Here is a 23,737-nt window from a genome sequence, read left to right on the forward strand (position 1 = left end):
CATGAACACCACCGACCTCTCCCACACTCCGGACACCCGACCTCACGTGCTGCGCCGCGCTGCCGCGGAGTTCGTGGGAACGGGCCTGCTCGTTACCGTTGTGGTCGGCTCGGGCATCACCGCGCAACGCCTCTCGCCCACCGACGTGGGATTGCAGCTGCTTGAAAACAGCCTCACCACCGCTCTGGGGCTCACGGTGCTGATCCTCATGTTCGGCCCGGTTTCGGGGGCACACTTCAACCCCGTGGTGTCGATCGCGGACTGGCTGCTCGGACGTCGAGCGGGAACCGGCCTGCCCCTGCGGGATCTCACGCCCTACGTCGCGGCGCAGGTTCTCGGCGGCATCGCCGGCACCATCCTGGCGGGGGTCATGTTTGACACCGCCCCCATGCTCTCCGGCAACGACCGTGCGACCGGTGGGCACCTGGTCGGGGAGGTGGTCGCAACTGCCGGTCTCGTGCTGCTGATCTTCGCCCTCGCCCGCACCGGGAAAGGGTCGGTGACCGCGGCCGCGGTGGGTGCCTACATCGGGGCGGCGTACTGGTTCACCAGCTCCACATCTTTCGCCAACCCCGCCGTAACCATCGCGCGCATGTTCACTGACACCTTCGCCGGCATCGCGCCCGCATCCGTGGTCCCGTTCATCCTCGCTCAACTCGTTGGCGCCGCCCTCGGGCTCGCGCTGCTGCTCGTTCTGTACCCGACCGCTGCCCGCACCGCCGGTGAGGTCGTCGTCCCCACGTACTCCGACACCACGTCCTGAAAGGCACCCCGTGCACCTTGTAGCCATCGGCGGAAGCGACGCCGGCATCTCAACTGGCCTCCGCGCCCGCGAACTCGACCCCTCCGTCGACGTCACCGTCGTCGTCGCAGACGCCTACCCGAACTTCTCCATCTGCGGCATCCCGTACTACTTCTCCCGCGAGGTGCAGCCCTGGCAGTCCCTCGCCCACCGCACCCACGCCGACCTCGAAGCCACCGGCATGAACCTGCGTCTCAACACCCTCGCCACCGGAATCGACGTTGACGCCCGCGCGCTCACCGTCCGCGACGCCACCGGCACGGAATCCACGATCAGCTACGACGCCCTCATGGTCGGCACCGGGGCATCGCCCTCCACCGCCGGTATCGCCGGGCTCGACCAGCTTGGCCCCGACGACGGGGTGCATCTGCTGCACTCCATGGGCGACACCTTCGCGCTCGAGCGCTACCTCGATGAGCAGCAGCCCGAAACGGCGATCATCGTTGGCGCCGGCTACGTCGGCCTCGAGATGGCCGAAGCGCTCACCGTCCGCGGCCTGCACGTCACCCAGCTCCAACGCGGTCCCGAAGTGCTCTCCACTCTCGACCCCGAACTGGGCTCCCTCGTCCACGACGAACTCACCCGCCACGGCGTCGACGTCCTCACCGGCACCCGCATCCACGCTGTCACCCGCGACGACGGGCGCCTCACCGTGACCGGTACCCGCGACAGCGACCCGTTCTGCCGCAGCGCCGACCTCGTGCTCGTCGTAGTCGGTGTGCGACCCAACACCAGCCTCCTCACCGCGGCCGGCGCAGCGACAGGAGCGGGCGGTGCTGTCGTCGTGGACGAGCAGATGCGCACCGGTCTGCCCAACGTGTGGGCAGCTGGCGACGGCGTGATCACCCACCACCGCCTCCTCGGCGTCACCTACCTCCCGCTGGGCACCACCTCCCACAAGCAGGGCCGCGTCGCCGGCGAGAACGCGATCGGCGGCAACGCCCGCTTCGCGGGCAGCCTCGGAACACAGGTCGTCAAGGTCTTCGATGTCGTCGCCGCGCGGACGGGCCTGCGCGACCACGAGGCCACCGCCGCCGACTACGCCCCGCTCAGTCACACCGCAATCGCGGACGACCACAAGCGGTACTACCCCGGCGCGACCCCCATCAGCATCCGCATCACCGGCGACACCCGAGACGGTCGCCTCCTCGGCGCGCAGCTCGTCGGCGCCCGCGGCGCTGAGATCTCCAAGCGCGTCGACACCTACGCCACTGCCCTGCACCACGGCATGACCGTCGCGGGGATGAGCGACCTCGACCTCTCCTACACGCCCCCGCTGGGCTCCCCGTGGGACGCCGTGCAGGTCGCCACCCAAGCGTGGGAGCGGGAAGTTCGATCGGCATCGGTCACCGTCTGAACGTCATCAGCTCGCACGCAGAGAGGGCCTGCACGAGTGAACGTGCAGGCCCTCTTGCGGGATCAGATCAGACGCGCTGGCTGATCGTGCCTCCGGGGTTGCGGTTGGCGGTGGACTCGGTGACGAACCGGCCCGTCGACGCGGAGCGGTGCACCGTGGTCGAGTTGCTCGTGCCGGAGCCGACACGTTCGGTGGTGGTCTTTCCGGGCCAGCGGGCCGCGGCGGCCTTGGTGACGAAACGACCGGTGGATGCAGAGCGACGTACAGTTCCCACAGGAACTCCTAACTGTTTGTGCCGGGTGCCGTGAGACGGAGCGCCGCTCGTGTGCGGCTGCCAACTCCGGTACAGTCAGTGCTCTGGATGAGACCTGACACTCTCAGGGCTTGTGAGCCGTCCCGTTCCCGCGGGGCGGCTCTTTTCTGTTGTGATCCCGACACCTCGGTATATGTACGACCGCGGCTACTTCCCCTCGCGGCCGCGAAAGTTTTTCGACGAGATGGCGTTCGCCGCCGATCGGGAGACGAGGGACTGCGCTTTGCTGGCGGGGACGGATCGCCGCGCTGCCTTCGCGCTCTGCGTGCCGAAGGATGACCTTTCGACCTTGCCCCGAAATTGATCGCTCATGCCGACTCCAGGTTCTCTCGTACTTGCTGACGTGCTCGCGCGATCGCGGATTCGACCGCCTTCGCGGTCATCCCCAGCTTCTCCCCGATCTGCGCATGTGTGAAGCCGTGCGTGACACTGAGGTAGAAGGCTGAGCGGACGCGCTCATCGGTGATCTTCCCAAACGCGCGGCGCAGCTCGTCCCGCACCTGGGCGGCCTCGCTGGCATCCGGGGCGAGCGGCGTCGACGGCCCATCCTCGAACTCATCCGCCCATTCCGCCGTCGCTGGCGGCGCCTGCGGCTCCGTGTAGGAGCGCAACTCCTCCCGTCGCCACCGCTTATAGACGTTGCTGAACTGTCTGAGGCATTGGCCCACGAAGAACGTCCGAAGAGAAGCGCCTTTAGCGGGGTCCCACATTCCCGGGACGAGGACGTTATCTCGGAACGCCCGCAACGCCAGCACGACCGTCTCGTCAGCCAGCCCTTCGGCGTCGTCGATCATTGCGCCCAGTCGAGGTTCGGGCTCCAGCGCACCGAACCCCTTTCGTGCGACCTCGGCTCGAATCTGTCCCTTGAAGATCCATCCGCAGATAACGGCCCACCCGTACTTCGCAATCTCCGCTGCGAAGAAGTCGTAGTTGCGACCTGCGAACCCCTCGGCGCGCAGAGCGGCGGCCAGATCACGGTCACCCGCGAGACGGTCTACCCGTTCCTCGGCACTGATCCGATCTTGGTCGACCAGCTTGGCCTGCTGTGCTGCCCAAGCGTGGACGGAAAAATCACCATCAGACGACGAATGCTCTCCGAGCTCATCGGTACCGGTCATGGCAATCCTCGCGATCCTGGGTCAGCTCATAGTCACCACGATCCCTCATATGTACGACACTGCGCGCTTCCCCTCGCGGCAGGTTGAGAAAGTTCTCATCAGCAGCGCCGGTGACGAAATCGCGGCACGCCCCACACCACAAAGCCCGCCGTCCTCTTCGGATCGACTTCGACGGGATGAGCCGGAACGAGAGGATCTAGCGGAGTCTAGGAAATCGCTAGACATCGCTAGACATCGCTAGATTCGCCAACCGTTTCGGTAATCGCGGTGATCAGCGTGGGCGGACGCGAGCTCCCGCAGCACCACCTTCAGCGTCTTCGCCTGGGCGGGCGCGGCCGTGAGGAAGGCGTCGATGATCCGGCGCTTGGCAGCACACTCGGCGAACACGCGCTGATAGTCGACAGCGACGATCATCCGCTCCGCATCGAACGCGAACTGCGTTGCCCACACGCAGAATCCTGAGTCAGTCGTCGGCGACACCGACGCGACGTGATCCGCGATCCTCTCATCCTCCTCGACCCGGGACAACAGGAACTCCACCAGCGCTGACGACTCCTCCGTCATGGCCACCTCCTCGAGAGCAACCTGCCAGCATTCCACATTCCGGGATCTGTGCCACCACTCGTGCGCAAATCAGGACAGTGATCTCGGGCGCGATGTCGGAGAACTGCAGCAAGATAGGCATCGCCGACAATCCGTCTCGCAGCCAGGGGGGAGCCCGCACCGCGCACAAGGACTCGCCACCTGGAGATCACTGTCAAACCAAGCGGCGAAAATGCCCGGCAAACGACGCACTTCTTATGCTAGATTCGGCACGGAGGTGACTGATGGCGGATGCGGCGATTTCGATGATCACGCTGCTGCGTGAGGCGAAGGGCTGGAACCAGACCGAACTGGCACGTGAGGCAGGCGTGTCGCAGGCCGTCATTTCGCGGCTGGAGACCGGGGCGCTGGAGCTCACCCAGGATCGCCGGGATGCGCTCGTGAAGGCATTGGACTGCCCGCCGGAGATCCTCGAGGAGCAGCCCACCGTCCCGGGCCTCGCGATCAGCTGCCTGCACCACCGCCGCCGGGCGAGCACGATGACGGTCCGCACGATGCGACGCATCGAAGCACTCACCCACCTGACCCGACTCACGATGGAAGGACTGCTCACCGGGATCGCGCCGCAGCCGCAGCGCACCCTGCTTCGTGACCCAATCGGCCTGGACGGCGATCCCCGTGAGGTCGCCCGCCGGCTCCGGGAACGCTGGGACCTCGGCGACGGACCGATCCGCAACCTCGTCGGCATCGTCGAGTCCGCCGGCATCATCGTGATCGAACGCCCCCTCTCGACCCCTGGGCAGGACGCCGTCTCCACCTGGCCCGGCGACCAGTCCCGGTTCCCGATGATGCTGGTCACCAAGGGCCTCGCCCCCGACCGGCTCCGGTTCACGGTCGCGCACGAGCTCGGGCACCTGCTCATGCACGACATCCCCGGCTCCGAGCAGGAGGACCAAGCCAACAAATTCGCCGGCGAGATGCTCGCGCCCTCCGACAGCATCCGCCCCGACCTGGCAGGGCTCCGCACCGGAGAATTCCGGCGGCTGCTGACCCTGAAGGAGAAGTGGGGCATGTCGATCGGCGCGTTGATCCGCCGCGCCTACGACCTGGAGATCATCACCGACCGGCAATACCGCGAGTTCAACATGCGCCTCGGCCAGATGGGCTGGCGCAACAGCGAACCCGGCGACGTCGCCGTCGAGACCCCGTCCACTCTCACCCAGATCATCAACGCCCACAAGAACATCCGCCACCAGAGCGTCGCCGACATCGCCCGGCTGGCCGGCATGACCGAAGACGGCTTCCGCCGTCACTACCTCGGGGAGAACGCGCAACCCGAGAACCTCGTTCCGATCACGTTGGGAGCCGCGACATGACCGATCTCATCCCGCCCTCCGGGCACCATCCCGCCCCGGTTCCCGCCGGGACGGGCATTGACAGCGCCATCCTCATCCACGCCCCGCAGTCCAAGGTCGACCGCGTCGCCGCGTTCAGCCGCAACGCCGGGATCACCGCCCTATACACCGTCGCCGGCGGCAACAAGATCGCCGCCGCCGACAAGCTGCTCACCACCCACCGCTCCATCGCCGGCCCTGAATCGCGGATCCTGTTCGACGCGAACCGCTACTCCGGCAAGAACCGCGCCACCGGTGACGCCCCGCTCAGCCTGGAATGGGTCACCTGGCAGCTCGACCACGGCGCGCCGGTAGCGCTCACCGACACTGGCTACATCAGCCTCGAGCACATCGCGCGGGTCGACCTCGCGCTCGGCCGCGGCGCAGATATTGCGAGCCAGACACCCGGGACCGTGATGACGATGCTGCCCATCGAGTCCCTCATTTTGAAGAACTCCGCCGACCAGCTGCGCGCCGCGATCGACCGCGCCGGCGTCCCCGTCGCCCTCGCGCTCGAACACAGCACCGACCCGTTCGGCGCCGTCGACGCCGTTCGCGGCCTGCTGCACGTGCTGGGCTCATCAGTGAGTATCGCGCTGCTGCGCACCGATCTCTCCGCCGTCGCCGCGGTCGCCGCCGGCGCCCGGTTCGGCGCGGTCGGCACCAGCAGCACGCTCCGCCACATCTGGCCATCCAAGGGCGGCGGCCGCAGCCCCGGAACCTCCGTGCTGGTCCCGCGGCTGATGTCCTACCACCTGCTCGAGCGGCTCCCGCTCGTCGCAGCGCAGGTCCCCGCTGACTACTTCTGGTGCGACTGCAACATCTGCGAAGGCGGCGCGGTCTTCGACCACGTCACCGAGCACACCGCACCCGAGCACAGCATCGGCTCGATCGCCACGTTCGCGGCGAACCTGCTCTCCGGAACCCGCGAGGAGAACCTCAAGTCGTTCCGCGAGAAGGCGATGAACGCCCAGACCCTGCACTCCGAGATCCAGGTCGAGATGGAAGACGTCCGCTGGGCTCCTGCCCGCTCACTCGACTCCTGGGTGAAGGCTCTCGACGGCCGGTAACGCGCACGGCAGCGCATCCGACCGGATCGCCCACTCGAACAACCTCTCCTCGTACACCCGCCGCCACAACGGGCTCAACACCGAGCCCGCCCGCACGCCGGCATCGCCGCCTACATACACCTCTATGCTCGTCCCGTCGCACGCGACCAGCGCCGTCCCCTGCGCGTCGAACTCCTCCGCGACCAGCGGGGACCGGCGCGGGAACGCCGGGAACATCCCGATCGTCCTGGCCAGTGACCGCAGCGGCCGCAACGCCCGTCGCGTCGGCGTCGGCGCGCCCACGCCGATCATCGCCGCGACCCGCAGCACCGTCGGGGATCCCGCATCCAGCAGGTCACGCACAGCATCCGTCGACACTGCCGGGCCATCCATCCTGCTCAGCCGCAACGACAACGCACGCCGGTCCCAGACCACTACCGGATAGACGTTCGCGTCGAGGAACGTCGTCAACGGCAGCACCGCCGCGCCCGGCAACATCGTCGTCGTCGCGCGAGCGGCCGCGGCATCCCGCAACTCGAGCTCACCCCACGCGCGATCAGCAGTGCTCCGGCGAGGAGTCTGCAGCACGTTCGTGATGCTCATGCCGCCCCCTCCAGATCAAATTGCAGACGAGACCCGGCCAGGACCTCCACGACGGCGTCAGTCCGCGGCCGAGCATAGATTGCGGCGCCCACACCAACCCCGAGAGTCTGCATCACCCAGGGCGGAGTCACAAGCTGGCCCACCTTCGACACCATCTGAGCACCCTCCTCACCCTCCTCCGCGCGACGCACACACACCACCCCATCGGTCACCTCGAATCGAACCCGACCCGGCACATCGATCCCCGCCGACACCAACACACGCCGCGGGATCGACAGCTGCCGCCGCGCGCCGATCATCCGGGGTCCATGCACCAACAGCCCACTCATGCCTTAACTTTAAGAGCAATAGCGACAGCAGTTCCTCACCTCCGAACGTTCGATGCCACGCTGAGACCATGAGTATCCCCGGCCAGCCGCCATCCAATGCCGACAGCGTGGCGGGCTTCGACCGCACGATTCCGCTCGCCGTCGAAGCACTCGAGCACCGGGCGAGCGACGTCGAGAGTGTCGCCGGCGCCGGCGACGAGGCCGCGGTTGTGAAGGCATACGCAGCCGCTCGGTTCTTCATCGTCCAGATCGACGTCGACATGCGCGTGCTGCTGCGCGCCATGGCCGCAGACCCCGCTGCGCGGGTCACGACCGAGAAACTCCTCGCCCTCGTCCTCCGCGAGAGCATCGAGGGCGTCTACCGAGTCCTGGGAGACCTACACCGCACCGCACGCGCACAGACCGGTCGATTCGCTGACTTCATCGACATCGGCGAGCTCACCGCCGCACAGAATGTCTATAAGGCGAGCATCCGAAACATCGCCGACGACCGCTCCTTCAAGGAGACGCTCGTGAAGATCCGCAACGAGGTCGCCGCACACATGTTCAGCGACGACGTGGGCATCGAGTCAGCGGCCGCCTGGGTGGTATCCCGCTCTGTCATACCCAAGACCGACGACGCCATGTTTGACAGCCTGATATTCAGCCGCTCGATCCAGGTCCTCCTCGCGCTCCACACACTCGACGAGGCACTCGCGACGATCCGCCGAATGTGATCACGGAGCGGGCACGGTCATCGCAAGGACGCCAACGCGCCCAAAACTTTCATCCGCTCGACGAATCAGAACTCGTTGACGACCTTGAGGCTTGCTCGGATACGGCCAAGTGGGCCATGAGCGCGGTGGGATGCGGCTGGGTAAGCTCGTCTCATGTCCACCGCAGGCGGACGGCCGGACCAACCTGATTCTTTATCGCTCGGTCGATCGACACCCTCGATGATGGTGTCGATCGACGCGGCGCTCCGACACATCGGCGTGCCACAGGCCTTGTCGCGCTCTGTACCGCGATTGCCCTCAGATGCGCAGGCGGTTCTCGTCTACGGCAGTCAAGCGCGCGGAGATGCGGTGCCCGGGTCAGATTTGGACCTGCTTGTCCTCGTACCCTTCTCACGCCCGTCATTGAACGCTGGCGATGTCAGCGTCAGTTACTACACTCCTGTCCAACTCGAGACAGGCGTTGGCAGTCTCTTCGGCGCTCATCTGAGGCGCGACTCGAAAGTCGTTTGGGATCCGAACGCACACATCGCCCCAATCGTTGCGAGTATGGGCGATGTTGACACCGAGCGTTTGTTCTCCCGCGCCGCACGCATGTCAGTTCTTTTCAGCACACCGGATCGGGACCTACCGAAGTACTTGCCCGGTCTCCTTCGCCACGCGCGCTATCTCCTTCGGAGTTGTCTTTACGCGCAAGCGATCGCGAGCGGGCGGCCGTGTTTCTCAGTACGCGAGATTGCGGACCGCCACAGCGACCCGGAACTCGTGGAACTACTCGCCTCACGGCAGAAGGTCGCCCCAAGAGAGGAGCATCTTCAGGAGTGTCTACGACGGCTGGAGAAACTCCTTGGTGAGTTTGCGCAGAACGTTCATGGGTCTCTGGAGGCAACGATCGTGAACGAATGGGGTCGACCAAGCGACCTGCTCTCGGCAGCGTTCCTTGCGCTCGGTTCAACTGGTCACGGCTCCATGTATGCCGAAGTGGAGAAGATTCTTCTATGAAGAGTCAGACCGCGTTCGTCGGGGACGTGCACGGCAACATAGCAGCCCTTCTGGGCATGTGGCCCTTGATCTCAACTCATCCCGTCGAGAGGGTCGTGTTCCTCGGCGACTACATCAACAAGGGCCCGAAGTCGGCGCACGTGATCTCGATGCTCCGACAGATCGCGGACGATGACCGGGTGACTCTCCTCCGGGGCAACCATGAAGTCGCCCTGCTCGATGCGCTGGCGAGAGAGGATCTCGCGCCCTTCCTGAAGATGGGTGGGGCAATGACCATTCGCTCGTATATCGAGCGCCCCGTCGGTCCAGACGTGTTCCCGGAGTTCGTTGCTGCGCTGCCACAGGAGGACGCCGCTCTGCTGCGCGGTCTCGAGGAAACCTACGAGACGCACGAGCTCATCGCGAGGCACAGCCCTTGGAAAACACCACCAAGAAAGTACGCGATCTCAGCTCATAGGCCGATCGGCAGGGTGCCTAGGATCGGACCGGGCGGAGCTCAGATTGACACCGACTGTGGCAACCCAGGCGGGCGTCTGACGGCACTGATGTGGCCTAGTCTGAACTACTTGCAGGTCGATGAATATGGAGAGCTCATCCGCTCATAGAGAAAAGTCGACTGCAACCCTTACTCTCCGTTTCGCGCTGCGTCGAGTTGCCAGCGAGCGTTCTCGACGCCCTTCGTGTTACCAATCCGAAGATTGATCTCGAGGCAGTCCTGGGCACTCTGGGTAGCGTGAGCAAAGTCACCCGTTGCGCGGTAGCACTGAGCCATAACGTGTAACGCGATCGCCTCGCCGTTTGCACTTCCGAACTGTCGATTCAGCGCGAGCGATCGCTTGGCATGCTCGATAGCGGCTGCCGCCTCACCCTGCCGCAGCAGCACTTGTGCGACAAGGATTGCGGTGTTGGCGTGAAGCGCCGTTGGGGCAACGTTCTCGAGTGCCGACAGCGCTTCGTCGGCGTAACCTCTCGCTGTCGCGAGATCGTGTTCATCCACGGCCAGACGTGCGAGATTCGTCAACGACTGAGCGACCTCTGATGCCTGACCACCCGCACGTCGCAACTCGAGTGCTTCGAGGAAGACCGCACGCGACCGCGAGAGATCGTTTGTCGCCTGGCAGGCGAGACCGATCTCATCCAAGATCCGGCATCGAACCCGCCGAGCCTCTGCATCGTCGCCGGTCACTAGCGTGATTGCCTGCTCAAGCCGACCAATAGCGGCGACCGGGTCGCGGCGCCGCCTGAGCACGCTGGCCTGAGCAGCAAATGCCTCGGCCGCCGCCGCCGAAAAGAGACCTGAACCGCTCGTTTGTGACATCTCAATCGCGGCCTGCGTGGTGGTGTGCGCTTCCTCGAGATCACCCTCTCGCGCGAGTTGCCGCGCATGAGCGAGCAACTCGACTGGACCGCCTATTGCCGCCGCGCGGCGCAGGTTCGCGCTCCCCGCATCGGCTTGTCCAAGTTCTATGAGCTTCTCCCCTTCAATACGGAGTCTCGCTGCTCGAAGAACCTCGCGTCCGGTTGACGACACGAGTTCGATGTGACGGGGAGTCTTCACAGTTGATTCCGCACCCCATCCGTCCAGTCGCGCCGAGATCTTGTCGGCAAGATCGAGCGCGTCGGCAACTGACTCGAAGAGCATTGAATGAAGCTCGATCATCTGCGCCTTGAAGGTTGACACCGCGGGTTCAGGAGCGGGGCTGTCGACGAATCCGATCCATACGTCGCGCATCGGTTGGCCGGCTTGTCCAAGCTCGAGCAACCCCGTGAAGATCTCCTCTTCGGTACCTGACGTGTATCCCCACGAACTCCCTGTCTCGGAACCCCAACGCTCCTTGAATACAGCCACCAGAAAGTGGCACTCGCTGATGAGTTCATTGATGGCCGCTTGGGCGCGTCGCGCCGTTCCTCGCTTGTTCTCCCACCCAACGACGCTGAAGCGTACTCGACCGCTCGATTGCCGCTCGTTCCACTCATCCACTGTCCGGCGGAACACGTCGCGTTCTCGATCGGCGTCGCTCGGCGTTGCAAGAAAGATGTTGAGCGGAAGCACGTCGGTCACGGCGTGACCATACCGCGCGAACGCGCCCGCGGCGACGCGAACGACTTGCAAGAGACGTCAGCTCGACGAGAAAGTGTCACGACAAAGAGGCCCTGAGGGTGCGCGTAATGCCCGAGATTCTTGACATTCGGTGTCATCTCGCCGCGTTCCCGACAACGTCGACGACGTCGACATGCTCTGGCACCCGCGCGCGCAGAGTGCCCCCGTGAAGCAGCCGTTCTCGAGTCGCGTGCTGTGGGACATGGTCGACGGCCCGATGCCAAGGGGTCTCCTCGGCGTGGGCAGCGGCGACGTCGTCGTCACCCGCGAGGCGCGCAGCCTCTACCTGGGCGGCTACTCTTCGAGCTTCCGCAATCGGCTCTACGTCGCCGACGGGTCGATCGACGGGTCGCTCGCGGAGGCGTCCTGGCGAGTGCGGACCGACAGACGCGGTCGCGCCGCCGCTCTCGCGCCGGACCCGCCGCGGTCGGCCTGGGACGGCGGCGGTATGCACACCCCCTCGTATCTGCCCGCGACGGACACCCACCCGGAGCGCATCTACTACGCCGGTCGCAGCGGCCGACGTCACGTGGGAGCGGGGAGCTCATACGCCATCGGCGTGCTCGAACGCCTCGACGGCCGCTGGCGCCGAACCAGTGACCCGCTCCTTCGCGGCGCGGGAGGCAGGCCCAGCCTGCTCGAGCCCCGCGTCGTGCGAGACGCCGGACGGCACGTGATGTGGTTCCTCGCGGCGCCGCACGAGGTGGCCCCCGGCGAGCAGCCCGATTACGAGCTGCGCTGCGCGACGAGCGCCGACGGAGTGACCGACTGGAGCGAACCTCGTGTCTTCGCCACCTCGACGGAGGGCTTCTTCGATGTGGCACTCACGCGCACGGGCGAACGGTGGTCGTTGATCCTCGCGAGGGGCAGGAACCTGCACGGGACTCGGCCCTACCCGCCCCAGGGCCTCTGGGCGATGTCGGCGCCGCGGCTCTCCCCCGACAGGGCGGACTGGAGCGAGCCCAAGAGGATCCTCGACACCGACGCCCCGGACGTTCCGGCGTGGATGGGCGCGGGAGTGTGCGATCCCGCCGCGCACGTCGATGCCGCGGGACGTCTCACCGTGTTCGTCACCGGCACACGCCGTCGTCGATCGTGGCTCGAACTCGCCCAGACCCGACTACGCCGCGGGCGCCGGCCGCCGCCGCCCGCGCCGTTCTTCCTCGCCACGGGCGTGCTGAGCTTCGACGCTTTCACCGCCCTGGTGGAGTGAACACGCGCCGAGCACCCGATCGCGCACCGCTCACCCATCCGTGTCCAGCCACGACGCGATGTCGACGCCGTGGTTGTCGGGCGAGGCGATGCTCCAGTACGCCGGCGCCTGCGAGTCGTCGACCAGGCGTCCGCCCTCGGCGAGCGCAGCATCCACTCGTCCCTGCGCGTCGGAGGCGGGGACGAACACGTCGAGGTGGGTGCGCCCGCGCTTCGGCCGGTCGCCGGTGAGGGGATTGAACGCGAGATCGGGCGCGATGCGCAGGGGGTCGACGGCATCCGTCTCGCCGACGGGGTCGTAGCCGAGCACGGCGAGGAAGAACGGCCGCACGTCGGCCTCGGAGTGCTGCGCGACGTAGATGCTCAGCGACTGTACCGCGGTGGGGTCGGCGCGGAGTCCGAGCCGGCCGGCCGCCTGCGACACCGCGGCCGCGAAGAGAGGAGCCGCGGGCGCGATCCCACCCGTCGCCCACAGGGGCACCCGCACGACGACCGCCTCGGGCCGCACGTCGATGTCGGGCAGGATGCCGTGCTCCTCCGCCGCTGCGGATGCGGGCTCCACGAGACTCGCCGCGTGACGGAGCGACGATGCACGGAAGACCGCCTGCACACCGGAACTGACGACCCGCCAGTCGGCCACTCCGGCCGCGTCGTGGAACTGCTTCGAGCTGATCGTCTGCGCGTCCTCGGTCATGTCGACCATGAGAGGCCATTCCGGGTGCAAGCGCAAGCAGCCTTGCGGCTGGACCGGTTCGCTCGTGTGCATGCCGTGTGCGAGACGGCGGAGGACGGTTGCAACGTGCGCACGACGCGTCGGCGAGACGCGGTCTCGCGATCAGCGGCTCAGGGGCGGGCGTCCCGGAGCGGCCGGGCCTCAGCGTGCCGCGATCAGCGCCTCGAGCGGACCCTCCGGCAGCACGACCCACCCCTCGCGCCGGGCGACCCCGAGCATTCCGGATGCCGGGGGCTCGAACAGCCGCAACGCTCCGGCCCGCGTCGACAGCGCCGCGATGACCGCGTCGAAGGCGTCGGCCTTCGCAACGGCGAGGGGGCCGAAGGATCCGAGGTCGAGCCATGGAGCCCGCTCGCGCAGGGAGTCGAGCAGGGTCGCGCGGCGCGTGGCATCCACTCGATACCCCGTCGTGTCGAAGCCCCACAGCCGCAGCGAGCCGCCGGGGTAGACCTCGAACAGGCGCCCTTCCGCCGCGCGGTCGACCGGGAAGCCGGCCTCGGCGAGACGAGACGTCAGTCCCGCCCCGCGCAACGCCGTCACGCCGAGGCGGTCGGTCGACACGCTCAGCGGCCAGCGCCCGATGCGGTCGCGCACGACGTGGTCGGTGTGGCGATAGACGAGCGTGCGTCGCCAGTCGGCGCCCCCGTCGACGGATCCGAGCGATGGCTCGACGTGGTGAGCCCGGATGAAGTCGACGAAGGCGTCGGGCCACCCCAGCGGACAGTCCACACCGAGCCACGCGTCGCCGGAGGAGACGGATGCCACGATGTCGGCATCCTGGATCCCGATCTCGAGCCGCGTCAGGTGGGCGACGCCGTGGGCCCAGTCGATCTCGGCGAGCGCGGTGCCGGGGACGGCGGCGGCGAGGTCGACTCCGATGGTTCTCATCGTGAGGAGCTTAGGCGGGCGGGGCGGGCACGGGCGGGGGCGAGGCTGAGGGGAGGCACCCGCTGCACAGCCCGCGCCCGTCGGCAACACACCCCCCGATCGGCCGCGCGACCTGGGAGGATCGGGGCATGGCAGACGACGATCTTCCCGATTCGCTGGAACCGGCGATCGACGTGCCGCCGCGCGACGAACCGCCCCCGCCCCCGACACCCAAGGGCGACCTGCGCGTGGCCTCCGTGGTCGCGATCGTCACGGGCGTGGTCGTCATCGCGTGGTACCTCTTCGTCGTCACGGCCAGCACCATCTCGGAGCTCGACAACCTGGCGTGGATCCAGATCGGCATGTGGGTGCTCGCGGGAGTGTCGTTCGTGTGCGGCATCCTGAGTCTGAACGCCCGCATGGCGCGCGAGCTCGCCGCGGCCGGATTCATCGCGGGCGTCGCGGCGGGGCTGCTGTCGATCTCGATCGGCTTCTTCAGCGGGCTGGAACTTCTGAACTGAGGCGGCCCCGGGTGACGGCACGGGTGAGCCGCCGCGCGTCGCGGAATATCGCCCGGGCCGTCGCGGTTCGCGGTGACATGACGCCGGAGCCCGCTCTCGAACGCGCCCTGTCGACGATCGACGTGCATCCCGGCCGCGGGTGGCAGCAGCAGTTGACCGTCGGCGAACGCCTCACCCTGCCGCGTGGGGCGGCCGCGCTCGTCTACGTGCGGGCGGGCGAGCTCACGGGGGCCACCCACCGCTCGGCCTGCACGGTCGACGCGGCGGCGGGCACGGCGACCACCGTCGACGGCGGGCGCACGCTGCTCGCCGGCGACGCCTTCCTGTCGCTCGGATGCCACGACCTCGCCCTCGCTTCCCGGTCGGGGGCCGAGGTCACCGTCGTCCCGCTCGAACTGACCCCGACGGCCGAGACGCGAGCGCTGCCGCCGCTGGTGTTCGTCAGCGGCTTCGCGCACGCGGAGCCCGCCGCCGCGGGACTCGCCGCGCACCTCGGCATCCCTCACGACACCGGCGGGCGCACCGGTGACGACACCATCTGCAAGCTCATGGTCACGACCGTGCTGCTGACGGCCCTGCGCCTGTGGGCCTCAAGCGACGGCGACGCGACGTGGCCTCCGCGCAGCGACGACCCGTTCCTCTCTCGTGTCGTCGCCGCGGTCGACGCGGATCCCGGACGCGAGTGGAGCATCGACCAGCTTGCGGCGCTGGGAGCGATGTCGCGTTCGGTCTTCGCGGCACGGTTCCGCGAGGTCTTCGGCACGTCGCCCGCGGCGCACGTGACCGAGGTGCGCATGCGCCGGGCGAAGCAGCTGCTGGATGCCGGGACGCCGGTGTCGGAGACGTCGCGCGCGCTCGGCTACGCCTCCGACGAAGGCTTCCGGCGTGCCTTCCGCCGGCACACCGGCGTGGCGCCGTCGGCGTGGCGAGCCGGTCGGCGGGCGCTCGTCGGCTGACGCTTCTCCGGCGCGGATTCGCGGTGCCGGAGCGACGCCGCGCCTTGCCCCGGGCGCGGCGCGAGGGGGGCGCGGCGGCGAGCGCACGGTTTGGGGCGGATTTGGCCGATCGGGGCGAGAAATTCCTGCCCCGAACGGCGGGATCCGCCCCGAACCCGTGGGCTCCGCTCAAGCCCGCGCGGGACGCGGGGCACGCAGCGACAACCCGAACAGCAGAGCCCCGACGACCAGGAGCGCGATGCCGATGGCATCCACCGTCATGACGCTCGTCGCATCGACCAGGATGCCGCCGACGCTCGCCGCGATCACGATGCCGAGCTGGAACCCGGTGACCATGAGGCTGCCGCCGGCCTCGAGCCGGTCGGGCATGCGGTGGCCGACCCAGGTGTTGACGATGATCAGCCACGACGCGAAGAAGAAGCCCCACACCGCCACGGCGGCCGCGACGAGCGTCACCGCCCCCGGGAGCAGCAGGACGATCGCGATCGCGACGGCGATGACGAGTGGCCCTCCCACGGCGAGACGCGCGAATGCGCGGTCGACGATCATCCCACACCAGGATGTTGCCGACGAGGCCGCCGGCGCCGAACAGCGCGAGCATCAGCACGATCGTGCCCGCGTCGACATCGGAGATGCGTTCGAGCGAGAGGCGGATGTAGGTGTACGCCACGAAGTGGCCCAGCACGACCAGGACGTGACCGATCATGCCGCTGCCCACCCCGGGGCGCCGGAGGGTGTCGATCAGGATGCCGATGCTCGACGCGGCGGCCGGCGGAACGGGCGGAAGCGCGACGCGCACCGCGATGCCGATGGCGGCCGTCAAGGCGGCGACGAGCAGGAAGACGGAGCGCCAATCGAGCACCTCGCTCAACGCGACCCCGAGGGGAACTCCGGCCACCGTCGCCAGGGAGACGCCGGCGGAGCCGAACATGACGGCGCGCCCGATGCGGTCGGGACTCGCCAGTCGCGCGGCGACCGTGATCGACATGGACCAGAAGGCGCTGATCGCGGCTCCCAGCAGGAACCGCGCGACGAGGATCGCCGGCAGACTCGGCACCAGGGCGACCACGAGACTCGACACAGTCGCCGCAGCGGCCGCGCCGACCAGCAGCGTGCGGCGGTCGAGGCGGGGGAGCAGCAGTCCGACGGTGGGGGCGAAGAGCAGGCCCGCCAGTGCGGTGACGGCGACCGTCTGGCCCGCCTGGCCCGGAGTGACACCGAGCGACGAAGCCATCTCGGTGAGCACCCCGTTCGGCAGGAACTCGGCGGTGACCAGCAGAAAACTCAGCAACATCACGACGATGAGGCCGCCGTACCGCAGGACGGACGGACCGGTGACGGGCGTGGGAACGGGGGCGGTGGTGGTCATCTTCCGATCGTCGCGCGACCCCTCGGTGCGCGCCGGGCCGTTCGTCCGCGGCATCCGACCGATCGTCCGGCGGGGCCCACGGCAACTTCGGCGCGCCCGCTCGTCGGCACCCGAGCATGCGAGTCTCCGCGCGCCGTCCTCAACCGGCGCGCGAGGCCCGCGACACCGCCCGCTGCGCCCGCCACACCAACAGCAGCCCGACAACCCAGAACGGCACCTGCACGAGCTCGGCCAGCCGGAAGGCGGCGGGCGAGTACTCCGCCCCACCCGCCTGCAGGGTGAGCGCGGCCCCGATCGCCAAGATGACCAGGATGCTCGACGAGAAGCCCGCCCCGTTGACCACGCCCGAGGCGGTGCTGAGCCGTTCGCGCGGGTTGTGGTCGCGCACGATGTCGAAGGCGACCATCGAGGCCGGACCCCCCGCGCACATGGCGAGGGCCAGCACGACCAGGAGCGCCAGCGGCGCGCCAGCGGGGAACGCCAGCACCGACGCCCACGACGCCGCCTGCACTCCGACGACGCCGACCACCAGCGGCGTGCGCGCGTGGGGGAAGCGTCCCGACGCCGCGCCGACCAGCGGCCCGAGGACGATGCCGCCCACGACGTAGACCGAGAACAGGGCGCCGGCGGTGCCGGCATCCACTCCCTGCCCGGCGGTGAGGAACGGGAAGCCCCAGAGAATGGCCCCGAAGGCGTTTCCCGAGAACGACGTGACGAAGTGCACCCAGAACGCCAGGCGGGTTCCCGGCGACCGCCACGCCTCGCGCACCGCGCGCACCACCGAGGTGCGCTCGACGACCGCGGGCCGGCGTTCGCGCACGGCCACCGCGACCAGCACCGCCGTCAGCGCCGTGAGCCCACCGAGCGAAAGGAAGGCGGCCGTCCAGCCCGAGAATCCGACGAGGGCCGCGAAGGGCACGACGCTGATGATCTGTCCGAACTGGCCGAGGAGGCCGGTCACCTGCACCGCGGTCGGCGCGAGTCGCCGCGGGAAGCGCATGCCAATGACGCGCAGCACACCGGGGAAGATGGCGGCCTCGCCGGCGCCCATGAGCAGACGCGCGGCGATGGCGACACCGACGTCGGGGGCGACGGCGAGCAGCACCTGGGCCGCAGCCATCACGGCCATGCCGGCCGTCAGCACGGTTCCCGCGCCGAACCGGTCGAGCAGCAGACCCACGGGCAGCTGCAGTGCGCCGTACACGCCGAGCTGCACGACCGCGAGCAGCGACAGCGTCGCCGCGGTGATCGCGAACCGGTCGGCCGTCTCGATGCCCAGGGCGGAAAGAGACGTGCGATTCACGATCGACACGACGTAGGCGACGATCCCGACCGTCCACGCGGCGACGGCACCGAACCCGAAGGGCGGCACGGACGACCGCGGGACGACCGGGATGGCGGCCGTCATCCGCGCGTCAACCGAAGGGTGACGACCTGGAACGGCCGCAGCTCCAGGGCGATCGCGTCGCCCTCGTGCGCGATGTGCCGGGAACGCGCCATGTCGTCGCGGAGCGCACGCTCGAGCAGGTCGACCTCCTCGACCGACGCGACGTCGAAGCCGGGGACGAGGAGCGTCGAGGCACGACGACCGAGCGCCTCGTACACGCGCACGATCACGTCGCCCGAGCGGTCGTCGGCGAGCTTCACGGCCTCGACGCGCACGCCCTCGTCCGTCGAGCGCACGACGCTCCACGGCTCGACGGTGCCCTCGGCCGCGGGGCGACGCAGCGGCAGGTTCTGTTCGTAACCGGAAGCCACGACCGCGGCGATGTCGGCACCCGGGTGCACGGCGTAGCGGAACACGTGGTGGCCGGCATCCTGGATCGGGTCGGGCGAGTTCGCGGCGCGCACCAGGCTCAGGCGCACCTCGGTCTCGACCTCCCCCGACGCACCGACCGTGCGGGTGATGTCGTGGCCGTAGGTGGCGTCGTTGGTCACGCCGATGCCGTAACCGGGCTCCTCGACGTGCACCCAGCGGTGCGCCATGACCTCGAACTTGGCGTCTTCCCACGAGGTGTTCGTGTGGGTCGCGCGGCGCACGTGCCCGTACTGGATCTCGGCGCTGTGGTGGTGCGCGTGCACGACGAACGGCAGCGACGCCTTCAGCAGCTTCTCGCGTTCGTTCCAGTCGAGGTCGACCGTGAAGTGCGCGCGCACGTCGTCGGCGTTCACCGCGATGGTCTGCGTCAGGTGCGACGTGCCGAACGTGCGGGTCACGACGACCCGGGCGCGCAGATCGCCGTCGATGACCAGCTCGACCGCGTCGGCGGCATCCAGGTCGTCGAAGGTGTAGCGGTAGTGCGCGTCGATGTCCCACGCGTCCCAGGCGTTCGGCAGGTCCTGGTGCAGCTGCAGCAGGTTGGCGACGCGGCCGGCGGGCACGAGCTCGCGGTTCTCGGCGAGGTCGACGATCGAGGTGACGAGGCCCCGGGCATCGACCGTCACACGGACGAGGCCGTTGTCGAGCACGATGGCCTCGCCGTCGTGGCGCGCGGTCACCGGGTGCGCGGGAACGACGGGGACGAGGGATGCCACGCCCAGCGCCGGCGTCTCGACGAGTGCGAGCGGGGTGCCCTCGGCATCCAGGGCCAGAGACCGGCGCGCGTGGTCAGCGGAGTTCACGACCGCGGCGGACAGGCCCGCGGCCTCCAGCGCCTCGGCGATCGAGCGCTCGAGCTCGGCGAGCGCGATGGCGTAGTCCTCTTCGTTCTGCTCGTGCACCCACTGGATGGAGGAGCCGGGGAGGATGTCGTGGAACTGCTGCAGCAGCACGCCCTGCCACAGGCGGTCGAGCGCGTCGTAGGGGTACTCGGCGCCCTTGAGGGCTGCGGCCGTCCACCACAGCTCGGCCTCGCGCAGACGGCCCTCGGCCTCGCGGTTGCCGCGCTTCTCGCGGGCGTGCGAGGTGAAGGTGCCGCGGTGCAGCTCCAGGTACAGCTCACCCACCCACACGGGGGCGTCGGTGTACTCGGCTTGCGCTGCGGCGAAGAAGTCGTCGGGGTGCTCGATCTCGACGCGGGGCGAACCCTCGAGCGACTCCACGCGGCGTTGGCGCTCCATCATCTCGCGGATGGGTCCGCCGCCGCCGTCGCCGTAGCCGAAGGGCACGAGCGAGGTCGTCGCCTTGCCCTTGTCGCGGAACTGACGCACGGCGTGGTGCAGCTCCTCGCCCTCGAGCGTGGAGTTGTAGGTGTCGATCGGCGGGAAGTGCGTGAAGATGCGCGAGCCGTCGATGCCCTCCCACCAGAAGGTGTGGTGGGGGAACTTGTTCGTCTGGCTCCACGAGATCTTCTGCGTGAGGAACCAGTCGAGCCCGGCGAGCTTCGCGATCTGCGGGAACGCGGCGGTGTACCCGAACGAATCGGGCAGCCAGATGCCGTGCGTCTCGACGCCGAGCTCGTCGCGGAAGAAGCGCATGCCCTGCGTGATCTGGCGCACCATCGCCTCGCCGCTGGGCAGGTTGCCGTCGGGCTCGACCCACTGCGAACCGACGACGATCCACTGGCCCGCGGCGATCGCGGCCTTGATGCCCTCCCACACGTGCGGGTAGCGCTCCTTGACCCACGCGTACTGCTGCGCCGACGACGCGGCGAAGCGGAAGTCGGGGTACTGCTCGGCGAGGGCGAGCACGTTCGAGAACGTGCGGGCGGTCTTGCGCTTGGTCTCGCGGATGGGCCAGAGCCACGCGGTGTCGATGTGCGCGTGACCGATGCCCGAGAGGCGGTGGGCCGAGGCGGATGCCGGGCGCGAGAGCACGTCGACCAGCTCGGCCCGCGCGCCGGCGGCGGTACCGACGATGTCGTCGAGGCGCAGCACGTTCAGCGCCCGCTCGAGTGCCCGCATCACCTCGTGCCGGCGGGGCTCGGTCTCGGGCAGCTCCTTCATGAGCTGGTAGAGCACCTCGACGTCGAACTGCAGCGCCCACACCTCGGGCTCGAACACGGCGAGCTCGGCGGTGCGGAAGGTGTAGATCGGCTTCTCGGGCGCGGTCTTCTTCGAGCCGAATTTCGTCGGGATGAAGTCGTTGACCAGGATGTCGGGGTTGGCCGCGGCCTCGACGAAGAAGTGCACGGGCTCGCCGCCGGCGGCTTCTTCGGTCAGGCGCACGTAGTGGTTGCGGGGGTGGATGCCCTTCACCTGCACGCCGTCAGCGGTGTGCACGAGCGCCTCGGCCTGGTTGCCGGGCCAGTCGCCCTGGAAGCCCGGGTCGAGCAGCAGCTCGACCGTGCGGCCGGCCCAGTCGGTCGGGATCTCGCCGGTGACCTCGAACCACCACGTCGACCAGGCGCGGCCCCAGCTGTCACCCACGGCGAAGGGCGTGTACTCGGCGGCGAGGGCCTCGGATGCCGGGACGGGCTCGTCGGGCACCATCCAGGCTTTCAGCGCGACGGGGACGCGAGCCGAGTACACGGCGGGGACGATGCGCTCGGTGAGGACGCGGTGGATGCGCTCTTCGACGAGGGTGAGGTTCTGGTGCACGGTGGTCTCCGGTTCGGGGCTACGCGGGTTTCGGGGGCGCGGGTTCGGGTCTCGCGCCGAGCGGGTCGGGGGCCGCGGCGGGGGTCGGGATCCGCGCGACACGGGGTGCGGGGAGGGTGTGGCGTGGTGCGGGGGTGCGGTGCCGTTCGGGCCGACGCCGCACCCCCGGGTTCAGCGGAGGTACGACAGGTCGGCGAAGCTGGAGCCGGCGTCGTCCAGCAGGGCGCGGGCCACGCGCACCGAGTCGATGAGCGGGTGGTGGGCGAGGGCGCGGAGGGCCGCGGCGCGCGAGCCGCCGAGCGCGGCCTCGATGGTCTGCCGCTCGACGTATTTCACCGTGGTGACGAGGCCGAGCCCGAAGGCGGGGACGGCCGCGCTCTCGATGGGGCGCGGGCCGTCGGCACCGACGATGCACGGCACCTCGACCACGGCCTCGCTGTCGAGGCCGGCGAGCACACCGCCACTGGGGACGTTGAGGATGAGACGGGCCGACTGATCGTAGGCGATCGCGCGCATGAGGGCGATCGCGACGTTCTCGTACCCGCCGGAGACGAGGTCTTCTTCATCGCGGTCGCCCATACCGGCGGAGTCGCGGTTGGTCGCCATGTAGGTGACCTCGCGCTCGTGGCGGCAGGCCTCCCAGGCCGCGTGCGGGCGGGGTGCGGTCGCAGCCGTGTCCCAGAAGCCGGCCTGCTGGTCGAGCAGATACCGCCCGCGGGTGGTCGCGGCGTACTGGTCGGCCTGCAGCACGTCGCGGCGGTACGAGTAGTAGTGCAGGTATTCGTTGGGCAGGGCGCCGAGCGTCTGGATCCAGTCGGCGCCGAACAGCGCCCCCTCTTCGAACGACTCGATGCGCTCGGGCGAGGCGAGCAGCTCCGGCAGCAGGTCGACGCCGTCACGGCGGAGGGCCGTGAGCCAACCGAGGTGGTTGAGGCCTGCGTACTCGATCTCGACGTCGGCCGAATCACGGATGCCGAGGGCTCCGAGCGCACGACGGGCGAGGCCGATCGGCGAGTCGCAGATGCCGATGACGCGCTTGCCGAGCACGCGGCCCATGGCCTCGGTGACGACGCCGGCGGGATTGGTGAAGTTGATGACCCAGGCGTCGGGGGCGACCCGCTGGATGAGCTCGGCGAGCTGCATGGCCACCGGGAGGGTGCGCAGCGCATAGGAGATGCCGCCGAACCCGACGGTCTCCTGGCCGATGACCCCGTGCGACAGGCCGATGCGCTCGTCGGTCGCCCGACCCGCCATGCCGCCGACGCGGATGGCGGAGAACACGAAGTCGGCGCCGCGCAGTCCCTCTTCGGCATCCGTGTGCACGCTCACGCGCGGCGCGTCGGGGAAGTCCCGCGCCTGATCCTCGAGGATGCGGGCCATCGTGCGCAGCCGCGTGCCGTCGGTGTCGATGAGGGCGACCTCATCGACCCGGCCCGGGTCGCGGTCCAGGAGGAGGGCTCGGTAGACCAGAGGGGTGCGGAATCCTCCGCCACCGATCATGGCAAGCTTCATGCGGTCACAATCTCGACATTCCGTCGGCCCAGGGACTCGACGATCGGGCCCTCGAGCGGCGCATCGGTGATGAGCCGCCGCAGGGCGAGGGGCAGGGCGATACGCCCGGCGCCGGTGCCGGGAAACTTGCTGTGGTCGGCGAGCACCGTCGCCGCGTCGCACGCGGCGAGCATGGCCTGCTTGATCGGCACTTGGGCGAGGGTGGTGTCGCGCAGATCGCCCTGCGGCGACATGCCGCTGACGCCGAGGAAGGCGTGATCGGCGCGGATGAGGCGCAGCGATTCGGTCGTGAGGTGGCCGGAGACGCTGCGATACACCGGGTCGTAATCGCCGGGGAGCAGCACCAGGTGCGTCTCGCGCTCGTCGCGCAGCACGTCGTAGATGGCGAGGTTGTTCGTGATGACGGTCACCGCGCGGCCGCGCAGAAGGCGGGCGAGCTGCAGCGTCGTCGTTCCCACGTCGAGGATGACGGCCTGACCGTCGTTGATGGTCGCGGCCGCGGCCTGGGCGATGCGCTCCTTGCCCTCGCGGTTGACCGGCTCGACGGTGGCGAACGGGGCGTCGCCCTCGCTCATCACCGCACCGCCGTGCGTGCGGCGCAGCAGCCCCGCGTCGTCGAGGCGCTGCAGATCGCGACGGATCGTGGCGATGCTCGAACCGGTGGCTTCGGCGAGCTCGGCGACCGTGGCGGCCCGAGCGGAACGCAGGTGCTGGAGGATCTCGCGATCTCTGACGTCTTTCATGGTGCGATCACCATAGCGCTC

23 protein-coding genes and 1 pseudogene are annotated in these 23,737 nt (G+C 68.8%); 10 read left to right on the forward strand and 14 right to left on the reverse strand.

The window, feature by feature from the left end; genetic code table 11:
* The first annotated feature begins 1 nt into the window (after position 1).
* Entirely contained in the window at positions 2-763 is a 762-nt protein-coding gene (locus tag QE410_RS15645) for an MIP/aquaporin family protein (protein WP_307333701.1), read from the forward strand.
* A gap of 10 nt (positions 764-773) precedes the next feature.
* Positions 774-2,159, forward strand: a complete 1,386-nt coding sequence (locus tag QE410_RS15650) for an FAD-dependent oxidoreductase (RefSeq protein WP_307333702.1) — start codon at positions 774-776, stop codon at positions 2,157-2,159.
* Between the two features lie 67 nt (positions 2,160-2,226).
* Here the strand turns inward: QE410_RS15650 and QE410_RS15655 are convergent, their stop codons facing one another.
* The 3 genes from QE410_RS15655 to QE410_RS15665 form a co-directional block, all read right to left on the reverse strand.
* Positions 2,227-2,433, reverse strand: coding sequence for an ABC transporter ATP-binding protein (locus QE410_RS15655; protein ID WP_295791396.1), 207 nt, complete (start codon positions 2,431-2,433; stop codon positions 2,227-2,229).
* Between the two features lie 347 nt (positions 2,434-2,780).
* Positions 2,781-3,590: an RNA polymerase sigma factor gene (locus QE410_RS15660; RefSeq protein ID WP_307333705.1), complete on the reverse strand. Its 810-nt coding sequence runs from the start codon at positions 3,588-3,590 to the stop codon at positions 2,781-2,783.
* A gap of 237 nt (positions 3,591-3,827) precedes the next feature.
* Entirely contained in the window at positions 3,828-4,154 is a 327-nt protein-coding gene (locus tag QE410_RS15665) for a DUF6221 family protein (RefSeq protein WP_307333707.1), read from the reverse strand.
* A gap of 263 nt (positions 4,155-4,417) precedes the next feature.
* Here QE410_RS15665 and QE410_RS15670 point away from each other — a divergent pair, with 263 nt between their 5' ends.
* Positions 4,418-5,509 carry an XRE family transcriptional regulator gene (locus QE410_RS15670; protein WP_307333709.1) on the forward strand — a complete coding sequence of 364 codons (1,092 nt, stop codon included), beginning with the start codon at positions 4,418-4,420 and terminating at the stop codon, positions 5,507-5,509.
* The gene (locus QE410_RS15675; RefSeq protein WP_307333711.1) at positions 5,506-6,597 is read left to right on the forward strand and encodes a hypothetical protein; all 1,092 of its coding nucleotides are present in this window, start codon (positions 5,506-5,508) and stop codon (positions 6,595-6,597) included. The genes QE410_RS15670 and QE410_RS15675 overlap by 4 nt, the downstream gene beginning before the upstream one ends.
* Here QE410_RS15675 and QE410_RS15680 read toward each other — a convergent pair.
* Both QE410_RS15680 and QE410_RS15685 read right to left on the reverse strand, forming a co-directional pair.
* The gene (locus QE410_RS15680; RefSeq protein WP_307333713.1) at positions 6,559-7,179 is read right to left on the reverse strand and encodes a hypothetical protein; all 621 of its coding nucleotides are present in this window, start codon (positions 7,177-7,179) and stop codon (positions 6,559-6,561) included. The genes QE410_RS15675 and QE410_RS15680 overlap by 39 nt on opposite strands.
* Entirely contained in the window at positions 7,176-7,508 is a 333-nt protein-coding gene (locus tag QE410_RS15685) for a hypothetical protein (RefSeq protein WP_307333715.1), read from the reverse strand. The genes QE410_RS15680 and QE410_RS15685 overlap by 4 nt, the downstream gene beginning before the upstream one ends.
* A 107-nt stretch (positions 7,509-7,615) precedes the next feature.
* Here QE410_RS15685 and QE410_RS15690 point away from each other — a divergent pair, with 107 nt between their 5' ends.
* The 3 genes from QE410_RS15690 to QE410_RS15700 all read left to right on the forward strand — a co-directional run bounded on the left by QE410_RS15690 (position 7,616) and on the right by QE410_RS15700 (position 9,828).
* Positions 7,616-8,224 carry a hypothetical protein gene (locus QE410_RS15690; RefSeq protein ID WP_307333717.1) on the forward strand — a complete coding sequence of 203 codons (609 nt, stop codon included), beginning with the start codon at positions 7,616-7,618 and terminating at the stop codon, positions 8,222-8,224.
* Positions 8,225-8,377: 153 nt separating this feature from the next.
* Positions 8,378-9,223, forward strand: coding sequence for a nucleotidyltransferase domain-containing protein (locus QE410_RS15695; RefSeq protein WP_307333719.1), 846 nt, complete (start codon positions 8,378-8,380; stop codon positions 9,221-9,223).
* The gene (locus QE410_RS15700; protein ID WP_307333721.1) at positions 9,220-9,828 is read left to right on the forward strand and encodes a metallophosphoesterase; all 609 of its coding nucleotides are present in this window, start codon (positions 9,220-9,222) and stop codon (positions 9,826-9,828) included. The genes QE410_RS15695 and QE410_RS15700 overlap by 4 nt, the downstream gene beginning before the upstream one ends.
* 20 nt (positions 9,829-9,848) lie before the next feature.
* On the opposite strand, the gene QE410_RS15705 is transcribed toward QE410_RS15700, so the two are convergent.
* Positions 9,849-11,285 (reverse strand): lipopolysaccharide assembly protein LapB, encoded by a 1,437-nt coding sequence (locus QE410_RS15705; RefSeq protein WP_307333723.1) that lies wholly within the window; start codon positions 11,283-11,285, stop codon positions 9,849-9,851.
* Positions 11,286-11,415: 130 nt separating this feature from the next.
* Here QE410_RS15705 and QE410_RS15710 point away from each other — a divergent pair, with 130 nt between their 5' ends.
* Entirely contained in the window at positions 11,416-12,537 is a 1,122-nt protein-coding gene (locus tag QE410_RS15710; RefSeq protein WP_307333724.1) for a hypothetical protein, read from the forward strand.
* Between the two features lie 30 nt (positions 12,538-12,567).
* On the opposite strand, the gene QE410_RS15715 is transcribed toward QE410_RS15710, so the two are convergent.
* Positions 12,568-13,230, reverse strand: coding sequence for a VOC family protein (locus QE410_RS15715; RefSeq protein WP_307333726.1), 663 nt, complete (start codon positions 13,228-13,230; stop codon positions 12,568-12,570).
* A 180-nt stretch (positions 13,231-13,410) separates the two neighbouring features.
* Positions 13,411-14,157: a DUF429 domain-containing protein gene (locus QE410_RS15720; protein ID WP_307333727.1), complete on the reverse strand. Its 747-nt coding sequence runs from the start codon at positions 14,155-14,157 to the stop codon at positions 13,411-13,413.
* 128 nt (positions 14,158-14,285) lie between these two features.
* Between QE410_RS15720 and QE410_RS15725 the strand changes: the two genes are divergently transcribed.
* On the forward strand, positions 14,286-14,657 hold the full coding sequence (locus QE410_RS15725) for a hypothetical protein (protein ID WP_058230596.1): 372 nt from the start codon (positions 14,286-14,288) through the stop codon (positions 14,655-14,657).
* 77 nt (positions 14,658-14,734) lie between these two features.
* Entirely contained in the window at positions 14,735-15,613 is an 879-nt protein-coding gene (locus tag QE410_RS15730) for a helix-turn-helix transcriptional regulator (protein WP_307333729.1), read from the forward strand.
* Positions 15,614-15,781: 168 nt separating this feature from the next.
* Here QE410_RS15730 and QE410_RS15735 read toward each other — a convergent pair whose 3' ends face one another.
* The 6 genes and pseudogenes from QE410_RS15735 to QE410_RS15760 form a co-directional block, all read right to left on the reverse strand.
* The gene (locus tag QE410_RS15735; protein ID WP_307333731.1) at positions 15,782-16,162 is read right to left on the reverse strand and encodes a hypothetical protein; all 381 of its coding nucleotides are present in this window, start codon (positions 16,160-16,162) and stop codon (positions 15,782-15,784) included.
* A 67-nt stretch (positions 16,163-16,229) separates the two neighbouring features.
* Positions 16,230-17,036, reverse strand: a pseudogene (locus tag QE410_RS15740) (MFS transporter); the annotation flags it as partial.
* Between the two features lie 85 nt (positions 17,037-17,121).
* Complete coding sequence (locus tag QE410_RS15745; protein WP_307333733.1) at positions 17,122-18,390, reverse strand: nitrate/nitrite transporter; 1,269 nt, start codon at positions 18,388-18,390, stop codon at positions 17,122-17,124.
* On the reverse strand, positions 18,387-21,461 hold the full coding sequence (locus tag QE410_RS15750) for a glycoside hydrolase family 38 C-terminal domain-containing protein (RefSeq protein ID WP_307333735.1): 3,075 nt from the start codon (positions 21,459-21,461) through the stop codon (positions 18,387-18,389). Before QE410_RS15750 ends, QE410_RS15745 begins: the two co-directional genes overlap by 4 nt.
* Positions 21,462-21,632: 171 nt before the next feature.
* A complete protein-coding gene (locus QE410_RS15755; protein WP_307333737.1) occupies positions 21,633-22,973 on the reverse strand; it encodes a 6-phospho-beta-glucosidase in 1,341 nt (446 codons plus the stop codon).
* On the reverse strand, positions 22,970-23,716 hold the full coding sequence (locus tag QE410_RS15760) for a DeoR/GlpR family DNA-binding transcription regulator (protein ID WP_307333739.1): 747 nt from the start codon (positions 23,714-23,716) through the stop codon (positions 22,970-22,972). The genes QE410_RS15755 and QE410_RS15760 overlap by 4 nt, the downstream gene beginning before the upstream one ends.
* Positions 23,717-23,737: the final 21 nt, after the last annotated feature.

The organism is Microbacterium sp. SORGH_AS_1204 (assembly GCF_030818935.1).
Lineage (GTDB): Bacteria > Actinomycetota > Actinomycetes > Actinomycetales > Microbacteriaceae > Microbacterium.